This is a genomic window from Kitasatospora sp. NPDC002965, from assembly GCF_040611255.1.
GTDB lineage: Bacteria > Actinomycetota > Actinomycetes > Streptomycetales > Streptomycetaceae > Kitasatospora.
This window is the reverse complement of the sequence record NZ_JBEXNT010000097.1, coordinates 1-14,968: the sequence shown is the minus strand read 5'-3', so window position 1 is coordinate 14,968 and position 14,968 is coordinate 1. Positions and strand designations below refer to the sequence as shown.

Annotated in this window: 13 protein-coding genes; 7 read left to right on the top strand and 6 right to left on the bottom strand. The window is 72.6% G+C overall.

Features of this window, described 5'->3' with window-relative positions; translation table 11 throughout:
* Positions 1-389 precede the first annotated feature (389 nt).
* A complete protein-coding gene (locus ABZY91_RS29690; protein WP_355405939.1) occupies positions 390-1,082 on the top strand; it encodes a polysaccharide deacetylase family protein in 693 nt (230 codons plus the stop codon).
* 60 nt (positions 1,083-1,142) lie between these two features.
* Here ABZY91_RS29690 and ABZY91_RS29685 read toward each other — a convergent pair whose 3' ends face one another.
* Together ABZY91_RS29685 and ABZY91_RS29680 are read right to left on the bottom strand one after the other, a co-directional pair.
* The gene (locus tag ABZY91_RS29685) at positions 1,143-1,310 is read right to left on the bottom strand and encodes a hypothetical protein (protein ID WP_329876664.1); all 168 of its coding nucleotides are present in this window, start codon (positions 1,308-1,310) and stop codon (positions 1,143-1,145) included.
* Positions 1,311-1,524: 214 nt separating this feature from the next.
* On the bottom strand, positions 1,525-2,616 hold the full coding sequence (locus tag ABZY91_RS29680) for a vWA domain-containing protein (protein WP_355405938.1): 1,092 nt from the start codon (positions 2,614-2,616) through the stop codon (positions 1,525-1,527).
* A gap of 265 nt (positions 2,617-2,881) precedes the next feature.
* On the opposite strand from ABZY91_RS29680, the gene ABZY91_RS29675 reads away from it, so the two are divergent.
* Positions 2,882-4,444 (top strand): alpha/beta hydrolase, encoded by a 1,563-nt coding sequence (locus tag ABZY91_RS29675; RefSeq protein ID WP_355405937.1) that lies wholly within the window; start codon positions 2,882-2,884, stop codon positions 4,442-4,444.
* 56 nt (positions 4,445-4,500) lie between these two features.
* On the opposite strand, the gene ABZY91_RS29670 is transcribed toward ABZY91_RS29675, so the two are convergent.
* The 3 genes from ABZY91_RS29670 to ABZY91_RS29660 form a co-directional block, all read right to left on the bottom strand.
* The gene (locus ABZY91_RS29670; RefSeq protein WP_355405936.1) at positions 4,501-5,022 is read right to left on the bottom strand and encodes a hypothetical protein; all 522 of its coding nucleotides are present in this window, start codon (positions 5,020-5,022) and stop codon (positions 4,501-4,503) included.
* A 247-nt stretch (positions 5,023-5,269) separates the two neighbouring features.
* Positions 5,270-6,463, bottom strand: a complete 1,194-nt coding sequence (locus ABZY91_RS29665) for a SpoIIE family protein phosphatase (protein ID WP_355405935.1) — start codon at positions 6,461-6,463, stop codon at positions 5,270-5,272.
* A complete protein-coding gene (locus ABZY91_RS29660) occupies positions 6,460-8,067 on the bottom strand; it encodes a CHASE3 domain-containing protein (protein WP_355405934.1) in 1,608 nt (535 codons plus the stop codon). The genes ABZY91_RS29665 and ABZY91_RS29660 overlap by 4 nt, the downstream gene beginning before the upstream one ends.
* Before the next feature lie 111 nt (positions 8,068-8,178).
* Between ABZY91_RS29660 and ABZY91_RS29655 the strand changes: the two genes are divergently transcribed.
* Both ABZY91_RS29655 and ABZY91_RS29650 read left to right on the top strand, forming a co-directional pair.
* The gene (locus tag ABZY91_RS29655; RefSeq protein WP_355405933.1) at positions 8,179-8,952 is read left to right on the top strand and encodes a response regulator; all 774 of its coding nucleotides are present in this window, start codon (positions 8,179-8,181) and stop codon (positions 8,950-8,952) included.
* 95 nt (positions 8,953-9,047) lie between these two features.
* The gene (locus ABZY91_RS29650; protein WP_355405932.1) at positions 9,048-9,404 is read left to right on the top strand and encodes a hypothetical protein; all 357 of its coding nucleotides are present in this window, start codon (positions 9,048-9,050) and stop codon (positions 9,402-9,404) included.
* A gap of 165 nt (positions 9,405-9,569) precedes the next feature.
* On the opposite strand, the gene ABZY91_RS29645 is transcribed toward ABZY91_RS29650, so the two are convergent.
* Positions 9,570-10,055 carry a DUF5959 family protein gene (locus ABZY91_RS29645; RefSeq protein WP_355405931.1) on the bottom strand — a complete coding sequence of 162 codons (486 nt, stop codon included), beginning with the start codon at positions 10,053-10,055 and terminating at the stop codon, positions 9,570-9,572.
* Between the two features lie 1,262 nt (positions 10,056-11,317).
* Between ABZY91_RS29645 and ABZY91_RS29640 the strand changes: the two genes are divergently transcribed.
* From ABZY91_RS29640 to ABZY91_RS29630, 3 genes are all read left to right on the top strand, one after another.
* Positions 11,318-11,737 carry a hypothetical protein gene (locus tag ABZY91_RS29640; protein WP_355405930.1) on the top strand — a complete coding sequence of 140 codons (420 nt, stop codon included), beginning with the start codon at positions 11,318-11,320 and terminating at the stop codon, positions 11,735-11,737.
* Between the two features lie 110 nt (positions 11,738-11,847).
* Positions 11,848-12,798: a hypothetical protein gene (locus tag ABZY91_RS29635; protein ID WP_355405929.1), complete on the top strand. Its 951-nt coding sequence runs from the start codon at positions 11,848-11,850 to the stop codon at positions 12,796-12,798.
* A gap of 86 nt (positions 12,799-12,884) precedes the next feature.
* The gene (locus ABZY91_RS29630; protein WP_355405928.1) at positions 12,885-14,897 is read left to right on the top strand and encodes a PE-PGRS family protein; all 2,013 of its coding nucleotides are present in this window, start codon (positions 12,885-12,887) and stop codon (positions 14,895-14,897) included.
* Positions 14,898-14,968 lie beyond the last annotated feature (71 nt).

The following is a 14,968-nucleotide window of genomic DNA, read 5'->3' as shown; positions in this document are numbered from 1 at the left end:
CCTGCGGACCGCCGGACCGGGTCGAGGGGCAGACCCGGAACGACCCGACGATCCCCCACCGACGTTTTCGTGACCGTGATTTGACGATATGTCACCAAGGGGTCCGGTCCGGGAACGGAATCCGTGTTTGCCGTATCGCGGAGCCGCTCCGCTCGCGTTCAATGGTGTCCGACCGAAGCCCGCACGACCGTGCGCGGAGCTTTCGGCCTCGCACGGACCTCCCCGACCGGCCGTGGCGATTCGGCGACCCGGCGATCGAGAGGACACCCGAAGTGAAGCTCACAGCGAGAGCGGCGAGAGCAGCAGGAGCGGCAAAGGCCCGGACGAAGGACAGCAGGACGACACGCGGGAGGTCCCGGATCCGGCTCGGCGTCACCCTGGCCGCACTGATGGCGTTCGCCACGGCACCGGCGACCGCGCAGGCCGCACAGACCGCGCGGACAGGGCACGACGACGCGGGGAGGCGCTGCTCCGGGGGCTACGTGGCACTCACGTTCGACGACGGTCCGACGGCGAGTACACCCGCGTACCTGAAGGCGCTGCGCGACGCCGGGAACACCAGGACCACGTTCTTCGTGACCGGCGGCCTGGCCCAGACGCGCCCGGACGGGACCCCGCGGATCGCCGCGGCGGGCCACCGGATCGGCAACCACTCGTACACCCACGCCAACCTGGTCGAGCTCGACGCGCCCACCGCGTTCGCCGAGCTGCAGGACACCAGCCGCGTGATCCGGTCGCAGACGGGCCGGGCACCGACGCTCTTCCGGCCGCCGTTCGGCAGCACCGACGCGCGGACCAGGCAGGACGCGTCCAGGCTCGGGATGACGGAGGTGATCTGGACGACCGACACCGTCGACTGGAGCGGCATCCCCACCGAGACCGTCGTGGCGAACGCCCTCACCGTGAAGCCGGGCGGCATCGTCCTGCTCCACGACGGCCTGCCGACGACGCTCGCGGCGATCCCGAAGATCGTCCAGGGTCTCGCCGAGCGGCGCCTGTGTGCGGGCCAGATCGTGTACTCGGCCGAGCCCGTCGAGGCCTGGCCGGGGCTGACCTTCCACGCCAAGGCGGCCCGCTGGTGACGTAGCGATCGGGGCCCTTCGGCCGTCCGGGCACGGCGGCCCGGGCGGCCGAACGCCCGGTCAGCCGGCCGCGGGGCCCGCCGCGGGCTCGAAGTCGTCGAGGTAGGGCTCCAGGAACGGCGCCAGCTCGACGGCGAACGGCCGGGCCCCGGCCGGGGCCGGGACGGGGGCGGTGGTGGCGGGCTCGGAGAAGGGCTGCCACAGCGGGAGCCGGTCGGGGGTGTTCATGATCGCCAGTGTGACATGCCACGGACCCGGACCGAACCGATATAGGTGCGCAGCCCGGCCACGGCGGCGGCCGTCGGCCGACAGGAGCCGCGTCGCCACCCGTCAGCGGGCCCGACCGGCGGCACGTGGGACTGCCCAACCGCCTCCGCCGCCACCCCGGCCGACGGACTCGGGGACGCTGTCTGCCGGGCCCGCGCCCGGACGCCGTCCCCGGTTAGAGGATGACGAGCACGTTGGTGCCCGACACCAACTTCCTGTTGACGGAAGTCGATTGGACGAACACGGTGTACTCGGGGTTGTCGCCCGGCTTCACCGTCGCCTCCGACTTCGGCAGGCCGAGGAGCCGGCGGGCCGCCGGGCCCGAGAACACCCTGCCCGTCATCTGGCCGGTGGCCGGGTCCTTCTCCGCCACGGCGAGCTGCTTGGTGCCCTGGATCTTCTCGCGCTTGGACAGCTCGTAGAAGGCGCACCCGGTGGTGTACGGGTGTCCGGAGCCGGTGACGAAGTCGCGGATCGGCGACTGCTCGTCGACCGGGATCAGGACGTACTTGCCGGTGTCCAGGGCGTCGAGGCTGGCCTTCACCTCGGCCGTGCTCAGGTCCTGGCCCATGGAGAACAGGTTCCTGGTGCCGCGCACCCCCTGCTCGCGGCCCCGCAGGAAGTCCGTGGCAGCCTTCTTGACGGTGCCGATGGCCTCCTCGACGCCCTTGCTGGAGTCGGCGTCCCAGATCGCGATGTTGCCCGCCGGGAAGCCGTACTCCTGGGCGGTGCGCTTGGCCAGGGAGTTCGGGACGAGGATCGCCGAGGTCCAGTGGTCGGGAAGGTCGTCCATGGCACTTCGGATGCGGTCCATCCACGTGCTCAGGACGGCCTTGCCCCGGCTGCCGCCCAGGCGGGTGTGCATCCGGCCGGACTCCGAGAAGCCCGAGGCGTTCTCCTCGCCGTCGGTGACGACCACCTGGAGGAAGGAGTGCTCCCCGTACCCCTCCCAGATGTTCTTCAGGTCGTCGACGGACTTCACGGCCGCCTCGATCAGCGCCGTCGCACCGTTGTTGACCTCGTAGAGGCCCCGCAGGGACGGCAGGTGCTTGACGTCCATGTCCCAGACCAGGTTCTGCACCTCGTGATCGAAGGCGTAGAGGCTGATGCGGGTCTTGTGACCGAGCCGGTCGGACTCCTCCTGAAGGCCCTTCACGAACTCGTCCACCACGCGCACGAGCTGTGCCTCGTGCTGGCGCATCGAGCCGGAGTTGTCGACCACCAGCGAGACGTGGTTGACCTTGTGCTTGATCCGGTTCGCAGACAAGGTACTGCCCCTCTTCCCACGCTTCTTCGACGCCTTTCCGGCGCCCCCTCCAACGTTGTTCCCACCCTAGGACGGGGCACTGACAGTCCCCTCCGACCTGGGGTTTCGCGAGGGTCGACGGTCCGTCGGACCCACCTTCCGGGGCGGGCCGGCGCCTGATCCGCGGTCACGTGGCTGCGCTGTTCGGAGTGCTCGGCGGCCCGGCCCGGCGACACGCCACGACGTACGCGCCCGGCCCGGTGTCGGGCCCGTACGTTGGCGAGCCGTGAGCAAAGCCACTGCACTCGGCACGTTCGTCCTGTCGGTCGCCGCCGTCGCCACGACCTCCCCGCCTGCGGCGCCGGCGGCCCCGGCCCCGGCGGTGCCGGCCACCTCGACCGCGTCGGGGGGCCCGGCGGCCAAAGGACACGGTCTGGACCGGTACCGCCACCAACCGGTCGACTGGACGGCCTGCCGGGACGCCGCGCTCACCGCGAGCGGTACGCGGTGCGCGCGCCTCACCGTCCCCCTCGACTACGGCGAGCCGGACGGGCGCACCATCGAGATCGCCGTCTCGCGCATCGCGTCGACCGACCCTTCGAGACGGCGTGGCATCCTCCAGACCAACCCGGGCGGCCCCGGGGTCCGCGGACTGGGCATGCCCGGCGACCTGCTGAAGGTGATGGGCCCGGGCCTGGCGGCGGCGTACGACGTCATCGGCATGGACACCCGGGGGCTCGGCGAGAGCACCCCCCTGGACTGCGGGCTGCGCCGGGGCACCTGGCTCCACGCCCCCGGTGCGGACCGGGCGGGGTTCGACGAGAGCGTGCGACTCTCCAAGGAGGACGCCCGCAGGTGCTGGGACGAGCACCCCGAGGTGCTGCCGCACCTCTCGACCCGCAATGTCGCCCGGGACGTGGACATCGTCCGCAGTGTCCTCGGCGAGGCGCGGACGTCGTGGTTCGGGCAGTCGTACGGGACGGTCCTGGGATCCACCTACGCGCAGATGTTCCCCCACCGGGTGGACCGGCTGGTCCTGGACAGTGCGCCCGACCCCGCCGAGTACCCGCTGCGGACGGTGCAGCGCGGCGGCCTCGCCAACGAGGAGGCGCTCGACGACTTCGCGGCCTGGGCCGCGCCCCGGGACTGCGAGTACGGGCTCGGCACCACGCCCGCGGCGGTGCGGGCGGGCGTCGAGGAACTGATCCGGCGGGCCGCGGAGCAACCGGTCCGGGTCGGCGGCTACCGGATCACCGATCACGAGCTCCCGCTGCTCCTCCTCATCTCCGTCGGGGACGACAACCTCAACCCGGAGTTCGCCGGCATGCTGCGGGTCCTGCTGGACGCGGCCGACGGGAAGCCCGTCACCGTGCCGCCCGTGCTGCAGGGTTCCCTGGCCGTGATCTTCGATTCCGCGGGGATGCCACGGGCCGCCGACTACGCGGCCCAGCTGGGGGTGTACTGCGCCGACGCCGCCATGCCCCACGACCCCGAGTACTACTGGCGGGAGGTGGAACGGAGCCGGGCCTCCCAACCGGTCTTCGGGCCGCTCACCCACGCACCGCTCCCCTGCGCGTTCTGGGAGGAGGAACCGCACGAGCGGCTGACCGTCATCGACAACCCGGTGCCCGCACTTCAGGTGCAGGCGACCGGGGACACCCGGACGACGTACGGGTCGGGGCTGCGGATGCACCGGGCGATGCGCGGGTCGAGGCTCGTGACGGTGCCCGTCCGGGCCCACACGGTCTACCTCAGCCACCCGGACGACTGCGTCAGGCGGACGGTCGACGCCTACCTGCTGGACGGCGCCCTTCCCGCGCGGGACATCGTCTGCAGTAGCGGTACGTAGCGCGGCCCCGGGGCCGGGCCGAGGAGCAGGGCCAGGAGGCGGCCCGGCCCGGACGTTCAGGCGGCGCGGCAGAGTCCTGCGGGGCCGGCCGGGGCCGAGGAGCGGGCCACGGTCGCGTACACCGGACGGGCGATGGGGGCGGGGGCCGCCTGCGAGCGGTTCCGCGCGAAGACCACCAGGCGCAGCACCGCGAACCGCGCGACACCGGCGAGTGCGGAGGCCGACAGGTAGACGGCCTGTTCGAGCATCGCTCCGGGCTCGGCCGCCAGTTGCTGCAGGGCGAGCATCGCGGCGCAGGTCACCGCGTACGCGGCCGCCGCAGACCCGGCCGACTGCGCGTGCTGGCGCCGGGTCGCGCGCCCGCCCGCGCCGAAGGTGAAGCGGGCGTGCAGTTCGGTGGCGAGGAGCGTGGAGACCACGGTGATCAGGGCGTTGGCCAGGATCCAGGGCGTCCAGGAGGCAAGGGCCGTCACGGCGAAGCTGGAGGCGAGCCCCACCCCGCCGCCGCAGAGCACGAAGCGGGCGAAGGCGGTGAAGGCTCCGGGCTCGGTCTGCTTCCGGCTCTGCGCTGTCTCCATGATCCGCCCCCGTCGATGGCCACCCCACGAACCGCCCGCGCGGTTTCCGATGAAGGAAACGCTACGTTGCCTTCAGTATTCAAGCAACATGATAGTTGCGCAGAAGTGCCATCTATACAGCTCATAGCAATATTTTCATTGCAATGGACTCTGGATCGAATGCAACGTCCCCTGCGCGTTCGTTGCAATCACCTGACGGTGAACGCTCTGCCGGAGGTCCGGCGGGGGCTGCCCGCCGGACCGTCGGCTACCGGTTGTCCCAGTCGAGGCGCAGAACGGCGAGGTCGTCGGTGTGACGGCCGGCGTTCAGGGCGTGGGTCTCCTGGATGACGAGGTCCACGTGGGCGGCCGGATCGGTCGGCGGCAGCTTTCCGATCAGGGTGAGCAGCCCCTCGACGCCGAGGCGCTCGCCCATCGTGCCGTTGTGGCCCTCGGTCAGGCCGTCGGTGTAGAGGGTCAGGGCCGCGTTGGCCGGGAGCGGGACGACCGTGGAGGGCCAGTCGCGCAGCCCCGGCAGGAGGCCCAGGGCGATGCCGTGGGTGGCGGTCAGCTCCCGGGTGCCCTCCGCCGTGGTGAGGAGGGGTTCGTGGTGGCCGGCGAGATGGAGGGTGGCGGTCGCCGCGTTCTGGTCGAGGGTGAGGAGGGTGCAGGTGGCGAACATGGACGGGCCGCCGCGCTCGGCGACGAGGATGCGTTCCATCAGGTGGAGCAGGTCGCCGCCCCGGTGTCCGCCGAGGACGAGGGAGCGCCAGGCGATGCGCAGGAGGACGCCGAGTGCGGCGGCGTCGGGCCCGTGCCCGCTGACGTCCCCGACGACGGCGTGCAGCAGTCCGTCGTCGCCCTCCACGACGTCGAGGAAGTCCCCGCCGAGCAGGGCCGTCGTGACGCCGGGGAGGTAGCGGGTGGTCACCGTCACCCGGGAGGTGTCGAGGATCGGCGGGGGCAGCAGGCCGCGCTCCAGGCGGGCGTTCTCCTCCGCCCGCAGGCGGACGGCCTGGGCCTCGATGTTGGCGCGTTCGGTCTGGCTGCGGTAGACGGCGTAGCGCACCGTCCGGCGCAGCACGTCGGCCACGACCATGCCCTTGACGAGGTAGTCCTGGGCGCCGGCGGCCATCGCCTCGGTGCCCGCCCGGGCTTCGGACAGTCCGGTCAGGACGACCACGGCCGTGTGCGGGGCCAGCGCGCGGACGGCGGTGAGCGCGGCGGTGCCGGACGCGTCGGGCAGGTGCAGGTCGAGGAGGATGCAGTCGACGGGGCTGGTGGCCAGCACCGTGCGGGCCGCGGCCAGCGTGGCGCTGACGGTCAGCTCGAAGCGCAGTTCCGTGTCGTGGAGGAGTTCCTCCACGAGCAGGGCGTCGCCCTCGTCGTCCTCGATGAGGAGGATGCGGTAGACCGGTTCGTCGGAGGCCGCCCCGGGGGCGGCTGCCACGGCCGCGGTCATCGTGCCGGCTCCGCGCCGACGCGGGTGGCTTCCAGCAGCTCGGGGCCGTCCGCGATCTCGGGGGCCTCGGAGGCGAGGGTGAAGGTGATCCGGGTCCCGTCCCGGTACTCGGGGTCGACGGCGATGGTGCCGCCGTGGAAGTCGACGATCTTCTTGCACAACGCCAGGCCGATGCCGCTCCCGTTGTAGGCGTCCTTGGTGTGCAGCCGCTGGAAGATCACGAAGACCTTCTCCGCGAACTCCGGCGCGATGCCGATGCCGTTGTCGGTCACCGCGAACCGCCACAGCTCCCCCTCCCGCTCGGCCGAGACGTGGATCTTCGGCTCCCGACCGGGTCGGCGGAACTTGACGGCGTTGCCGATCAGGTTCTGCCAGAGCATCCCCATCTGGGTGGGGTCGGCGACCAGCGCCGGCAGCGGGTCGTGGGTGACGAGCGCGCCGGCCTCCTCGATACCGACGCTGAGCGTGGCCAGGGTCTGCTCCAGCGTCGCGGTCAGGTCGACCTCCTTGTGGGCGTGGTGGAGCCGCCCCACGCGGGAGAAGTCGAGGAGGTCGTTGATGAGGGTCTGCATGCGGTTGGCGCCGTCGACCGCGAACCCGATGTACTGGTCCGCCTTCGCGTCGAGTTGCCCGCCGTACCGTCGCTGGAGGAGCTGGGTGAAGCTGGAGACCTTGCGCAGCGGCTCCTGCAGGTCGTGGGAGGCCACGTAGGCGAACTGCTCCAGCTCGGTGTTGGAGCGCTGGAGCTCGGCCGCCTGCGCGTCCAGGCGCAGGCGGGCCTCCTCGGTGAACGCGAGCTCCTGGACCAGGCGCCGGCGCATGGAGTCGATCTCACTGCTCAGCCGGCGCAGGTCGGCGGGGCCGACGGACGCGATGGGGTGGTCGAAGTCGCCGCCGGCGACGGCACGGGCGTCGGCGCCGAGCCGTTCCAGCGGAGTGGTGATGCCGCGGCGCAGCCCTTCGAAGATCAGCACCGTGAGGACCACGATCACCAGGGCGATCGCGGTGAAGATCCAGTTCCTGAGCTCCATGATGCGCGTGAGGTCGTCCCGCGCCTCGACCCGGTCCGCGCGCAGCCGCTCCTGCTGCCTGAGGAGCGCCGACCTCGCCGCGTCGAACGTGCTCTTGCCCTCCGCCGCCCGTTCGACGACCAGCGGTGACGGCGCCCCGGAGGGCGAGGCCGCGGTCGGCCGGGCGATCCTCTCCTGCCACGTCGAGATCAGCCCCTCGACCTCGGCCAGGTCGACGAGGGCGTCGTCGTCGTCCCGGAGCAGGTCCGCGAGTCGTGCGACGTGGGTCTCCTGCTCGGTGATCCCCTGCCGGTAGGGTTCGAGGAACTCGGGGTTGCCGGTGAGCCCGTACCCCCGGATGCCGGTCTCCTGGTTGAGCAGGGCCGACTCCAGCCGGAACGCCGTGGTCACCGCGGGCGACCTGACGTCCACGAGGTCCTCGCTGATCGACGCCGTCCGCTCCAGCACCCACGCTCCGGTCACACCGAGAAGGCCCAACACCACCAGGGAGACGGCCGCACCCACCCGCAGCCATCGCCTGGTCGTCCACGTGGAAAACCTCCGCGTCCGCGGCGGCCTGTCGTAGCCGGTCATCCTCTGAGCTCCTCCAGTGTGGCGGCCGCGTCCAGCGGCGCAGCGCTCACTGTAGAGGGCATCCGACAACGCTTGTTGTCGCGGGGTCAATCAGGGGCCTAGAGTGCGGATATGTCTGGCAAGAACTTCGTCCTGCGGACCTCTCCGCAGGAGACGGCAGCGGTCGCGGACGCCGCGGTCGCCCACCTTGCGCGGCGTCTTGCTCTTCAGCTGCTGGAAGACCCCTCGCCGCCTGCGACGGACGGCCCGGCACGGTCGCTGAGCCTGCTGCACCTGCTGGACCACCTCCAGCAGGCCACAGTACGGCTCCAGCAAGAGGCGGCCGCCGCCGCCGCCGGCGCGGGCGCCGGCTATCCCCAGCTCGGTGCCGCCTGCGGCATGACCCGCCAAGGCGCCCGCCGCCGGTGGCCGGGGCTCTTCCCCCACTCGAACGACAACCCTGCGGAGCAACCGATGATGACCTCTCCCGCCCGTCCCTTCGACGTCCTGCTCGTCGAGGACGACGTGGCCGACGCCATGCTCATCGAGGAGGCCCTCACCGAGCGGGGTACCCGCAACCTGATCCAGGTCACCGACGGGCTCGCCGCACTGGAGCACCTGCGCGCGCCCGACAGTGTACGCCCCGACCTCATCGTCCTCGACCTCAACATGCCCCGGATGAACGGCCGGGACCTGCTGAAGGTCCTGAAGGCCGACGAGGACCTGCGGACCATCCCCGTCGTCGTCCTCACCACCTCCTCGGCCCCGGACGACGTCACCGGCGCGTACAGCAGCCACGCCAACGCCTACGTGACCAAGCCCGTCAACCTGGAGGAGTTCGAGCGGGCCGTCCAGACCATCGACGCCTTCTACCTCGACACCGCCACCCGTCCGCCCCGCGCGTAGGCGCTCCCGGCCGGCGCCGTCCACGCCGACGCCGTCCGCCGGTTCCCGAGCGGGCGGAGTGGCCCGTACGCCGCCGGGTAGGAGTGGAGCCGGGGGTGGTGGACATGGTGTCCGACGGCGTGTGGCAGGTGCTCGTGGAGGAGGAGTCCAAGAACGCCTGGGGGGAGGACGACCACCGGTGGGGCCTGGCCGCCCGGCACCCGGCCCGCGACGCGGCGAACGCTCACGAACTGGCGGAAAGCCTGGCGCGGTCGTACGTGCCGAGCCTGCTGTCGGAGCGCAAGCCGCACCGCAGGCTGGTGTACCGGCTCGGCGGGGGCGCCTGGCTGGTCGCGCTGGAGTCGCACTCCGGCACGCTGCACGTCCGGATCGGTGTGGCCGAGCTGGTCGAGGTGATCGACCACCAGCCGCCCAAGCGGCGCACCCTGAAGCAGTTCCTCGACCCGGAGTGACGACCGGCACGTGCCACCTTCGAGCCTGGCGGAGCAGCGCGCCGGCGCAGAAGTCCGCACGTGGCAGTTGGGCGGCCGGCCGTCCTGGACGGCGACGCCGTCTCGGGGCGCCCGGCAGACGGCCCAGGGGCCGGGCCGCCTGCCGCGCCCAGGTCGGGCCAGGTGCTACCGGCGCCACACGAACACTCCGGGCGACGTCTCCACGGTCTCTCGCGGGAACACCCCGGACACGCGCGCGAGGAGGGCCCGCTGCTCCTCGACCCACCCGGCCGCCGGGGCCAGCGGGAGCTTGACCACCACTCCCGAGGACTCGGGATCGGCGACCGACACCCACATTCCGCCGTTCCGTGTCGGTTGGACGGTCAGCTCCGGACCGCGTCCCGAGTCCGGCCAGGAGGCGCTCCGCCCGCCGGCGAGCTCGCCGAGCTTCCTCTCCCAGTCCTCGACGTCGTCCGGGGTCAGCACCACCGGGAGGCAGCCGTGGACGACCTCGGTGGTGATCACGATCTCGCAGTCGAGCCAGTCGAGCCAGTCGTGACCCAGGAGAGCGCCCGGAGCACTCCGGCCCGTCACCCGCACGCCGACGCTCTGGCCACCGAGCCCGGGGCGGTCGGCCAGGCGGATCAGGTCGACGGACTCGGTCTCTTCCACGACAGCTCTCCTCCCTGCGGCGACATCGGCCCCGGCATCCTCTCCCGGCACACCGACAGGGGTGGACGGCGGGGCCCGGGCAGCCCGGGGACACCCCGAGGCGGTGTCGGACCGGGGCGACCGGTGACACGGGTGGCGTGACCCGCGGTGCCCGCTGTCCGCCGCGGGCGGCGGCGGTCGAGCGCGCCGCATGCGACGCCCGGTTCGCCCCCCGGCCGATTCAGCACCCCGCCCCTCTGGCGACCGCGCGGCCTGCCACGGGCGGGCGGCTCGCGGGATTCCTCGGCGAATACCGGGCGGCCGTAATTCGGAGCACCTCGTTCCGGTTTTTCGCGGCCGTTCGGCCGGCCCGCGGTCGAGTTTCGATCCTTCGCCCCGCAGCCATCCCCGGATATCGGAATCCACTATTCCGGATTCACCGGGATTCCCGCACCCGCGCACTTCCGCGGCGGCGTCCGACAGAACGGATCGAATCCGACCCGGATCTATTCGAGCCGGCCGCCATGTCCATGGCCGACCTTTTCGCCCCATAACCTTTTCCTGGAGGCCATGGAGGTCGAACCGGGACGAAGCCGCGTGAAGTCGGCGGAACCGCGGCCGGCAAGAGGCGCACGCCGCAGGGTCCCCCCTCCAGGGCCGTCACGGCACGACGACCTCCCCCACGCCCGGCCGACCGGCTTCCCGCACCCCTTCCACCGAAGCCCGCGCAACGGCGCAGCGGCGGGGCCGGCGCAGCGGGGACGGCGCAGCCGTTACGGCAGGGCCTGCGGACGCCGCGACGACCCCGGGGCCGGCCGGCCGCCGGGGCACGGCCGCGACGGGACTCCCGTCCGAGGCGCTCCGGAAGCCGCTCCGTGGAGCCTCCGGATATGCCGTGGAATTTCCGGCGCCCGCGCCGGGACCGCCACTGCCGCCCGGACCGCGTGATTCTTCCGCACTGCGGGCTAATCAGTGCGGGCATATCCCCCGAAGCGGATCAGGTGTGGTCCAACAAGAAACAGGGGAACAACGGGCCGAATCCCCTGGCGACCGAATCCCGGGCGTCTCACAGTAGGACGTGAAATATTCTCAAACCCCACGTCAGCGGGTCGGCGACGGTTGAGACGTCTCAAGGAGGCCGGTTTCCCTTGGATCGACCCCACCCCTGAGGCAGAGTCGTCAATCGCCGGGCGGAAATCGGCCCGGACATGACCAGGCAATGACCTCGCTCCCGATAGCGGGAGCGCGGGTAATTCCTTGTCCACCCACTGAAAGGCAGTGACATGACAAAGAAGATGGCGGCCGCCGCGCTGGCCGCGGTCACCCTCGGCACGGTGCTCCTGGGCACCGCCGGACCGGCTCTCGCGAGCAGCGGCGGCTGCGTCACCGGCGACGCGTGCGTCTACTACAGCCCCAACCTGCAGGGCGCCAAGTTCGGCAAGGGCGAGGGCGGCAACTACGACGGCTACTTCGGTGGCGGCGGGGCCGGCAACGGCCAGGCCGTCGTGAACAACGCCGCCTCCGTGCAGAACCTCGACCACTCGTGGAACCTGCGCGTCCACTACCGCGAGTACAGCATCCGCAACACCGGCCCGAACCAGTACGTGCCCCACGACCAGTGGGTGAACCTGGGCGCGGTGCCGTGGAACGGCGGCTCGGTCAACATGCGCAACAACAACCACTCGCAGAGCTGGGAGCGCTGACCCCGCCCTGACCGGGTGCCGGGCCCCCTCCGCGGGGGCCCGGCACCCGGACCGGCCCCACCCCCGAAACGCCCGCACCACCCAGCGGGCCGGTTCCCGAGGAGCCCGCCATGACGTCCCTCCGCCGTTCGCTGCCCGCCCTGCTGCTGGTCCCCCTGTTCCTCCTCGCCGGCTGCGCCTCCCGCCCCGCCGCCACCGAGGCCGCGCCCACCTCCTCCCTCGCCCCGATGGAGCCGCCGGCGATCGGGGACGTCCCCCTGCTGAGCCGGGTGGACGACCGGACGCTGCCCATCGAGGCCTACCTGCTGAGCGGGGAGCAGTTCCGGCAGTACGACGCGGCACAGACCGTGCTGGTCGCCCGGTGCGTGCGGGGGTTCGGTCTCGACTACACCCGCCCGGACGGAGCCGGGGCGTCCACCGAGACCCAGACCACCCACCGGTACGACCCGATCGAGATCGCCGACGTCACGGTGAACGGCTACCACTCGCCCGACCCCGACCGCGGGAAGAAGCCTGCCGGGGCGCCCTCCCTGAGTGCCGACCTCACCACGGTGCTCGGCTCCGGCCTCGGGCCGGACGGCAAACCCGCCCCGGGGTCCGCCTCCACGCTCCGCGGGAAGCCGCTCCCGCCCGGCGGATGCATCGGGGCCGCGCAGAAGGAACTGACCTCGCGCGGCGGGACCGGCCGGGACGCCGACGTCGCGGTGGGGATCAACTACGAGGGCTTCGAGCGCTCGATGAAGGACCCCCGGGTCAAGGCCGCCTTCCAGGACTGGTCACGCTGCATGGCCGACCGCGGCCACTCCTACGCCACGCCCGGGGACGCCCTGAAGGACCCGCGGTGGGCGGCCACCGCCAGGGCGACCGCGGAGGAGATCGCCACGGCCACCGCCGACGTCGAGTGCAAGGCCCGGACCAACGTGGTGGGGACGTGGTTCACCGTCGAGACCGCGTACGAGAACGAGCTGATCCGGCGGCGCCTGCCGGAGCTGACGGCGGTGAAGGCGGACAACGAAGCCATGCTGGAACTCGCCCGGTCCGTGACGGCCTCCGGCAGCTGAGACGGCGCCGGGACGGCACCGCCCGGCCGCACCTTCCCGGTGGCCCGTCGACCGGTCCCGGCCGTCGATCGGCGAGGATGGCCGCCATGACGAGTGCGAACGCCGAGCTGCCGGACCTGCCCGACCTCCCCGACCTTCTCAAGCGGGCCGGTTTGGAGACCGTCGGTGACCGGTCGGCCCCGGAGGCCCTGACACCGTCGGCCGCCTGGCGTCCCGTGCTGTCCGGCGAGGTCGAACCCGCCACGACCGTGCGGCTCGACCGTCCCGACGCCGTCGTCGCACTGAACGCGCGGTGGCACCGGTTCGCCATCGAGCACGGAATCCTCGGCGCGGACGGCGAGTTCCTGATCGACCTCCCCGGCTCGTCCGGCAGTTGCTGCTGCCGCCACTGGACCAGGGTGCGCCTCACCGAGGACTGGGACCTCGCCGGCGTCCTGGGCGCTCCCCGCGGGCGGCCCGCCTTCCTGACGGCCTCGCCGGACGGCGGGACCCTGCTCGGTGTGACCTCCGAGGACGCGATCGCCCGGCTGGTCGCCGTGGAGCGGGTCCGTGAGCGTCAGGAGACCTCCGCCGCGCGGGAGGTCACCGAGACGGCCGAGGAGCGCGCCGCCGCCTGGACGTCCCTGGTCGACGGCCCCGGACCGTCCGAGGCGCTGGGCCGGGCGTGGACCGACGGCCTCGGCCGCAACCCCGCCCTGCCCGAGGACCTGTACGAGGACCTGGTGGATCGCACCAGTTGGATCCTCTACCGCCGGATGCCCGCGAAGGCCCTGGCGAAGGCACTCGGCCACCCCGACCGAGCCATCCGCATCTCCACCCTCGAACACCAACCCGGCCTGGGCCCCGAACACTGGGCCCAGGTGCTCCGGGACGCGGGATCCACCCGGACCCGTTGGGTCGTCACCATGCTGGCGGCGGATTACGGCAGGGAACTCCCCCCGGACACCTGCCGACAGCTCGCGTCCGACCCCCAGGCCCGAGTCCGCGCCGAGGCCGCCCGGCTGCCCGGGCTTCCCGCCGACCTGCTCGCCGACCTAGCGGCCGACCCCGACCCGACGGTCCGGGCCGCCGCCTGCCGCCGGGCCTGGCCGCACCTGGACGGCCCGGCCCGCGAGGTGCTGCTCACCGACCCCGACGGCAGGGTCCGCACCCACGCGCGGCACCGGCACCACATCGACCACCCCCTCACCCGCGCCGTGTTCGACGCCGAGGACGGCCTGGACACCGACGCACTGCAGACCTGCCGACTGGACCGCGACCTCGCCGGGCACTTGGCCCGCCACGGCGCCGCGAACCAGCGCCGCGCCCTCGCCGACAACCCTCGACTGGACCCTGACCTGGTCGACCTGCTCGGCCGAGACCCCGACGAGGCCGTACGCCACCGGGTGGCCCTGCGCCACGACCTCACCGAGGAACAACGCGCCGCCGTCGTGGTCGCGTTCGACCCATCGGCCCGTTCGTCGGCACTCGACTGGGTCGTGGCACTGCACGAGGATCCCGACGCCATGCGCCGGCTGGCCGCCTCCGGCCACCCGCAGATCCGGCGGAGCGTCGCCCGGGCCCGCCGCCTTCCGTCCGACGTGGTCGATCGCCTCGCCCGGGACGAGGACCGCGTGGTCCGGCTCTTCCTCGCCGAATCCTGCGACGACGCGCCGGCCGACATGCTGATGAGCGTGTGGCAGTGGTGGACCGGCAGCCTCACCCGTCCCGACCGACCGCTCGGCCACCCCAACTTCCCCCGCACCGACCTGCTGCGCCACGCCGACGACCCGAATCCGCGGATGCGGAGGCTCGCGCTGGAGGACCCGGCCTCGACAACCGGGCTGGTCGAGCGGTTCAGCCGGGACGCCGCCCCGGAGGTGCGGTACCGGGCCGCCACCGACCCGCGGCTCGGGGCTGCCTCGGCGGTCAGGCTGCTCGACGACCCGAATCGGGACATCCGGCAGGCCGCCGCTGCCCACCCCGGGCTACCGGCACGGGTCCTGGTCCGGCTGCTGCTGGACTCCTGCACCGCGGCCGAGGCCGCCGCCCAGCCCGCACTCCCGGCCGAGGTCATGCGCCGGATGGCGGCCGGTCCCACCGGCGGCCCCCTGTCGTGACGGCCCGCGCCGCCGATCCCGAGCGCCCCGCAACCCTCCGGGCCCGGCCCCGCCGACGCCCTGACGCGGCG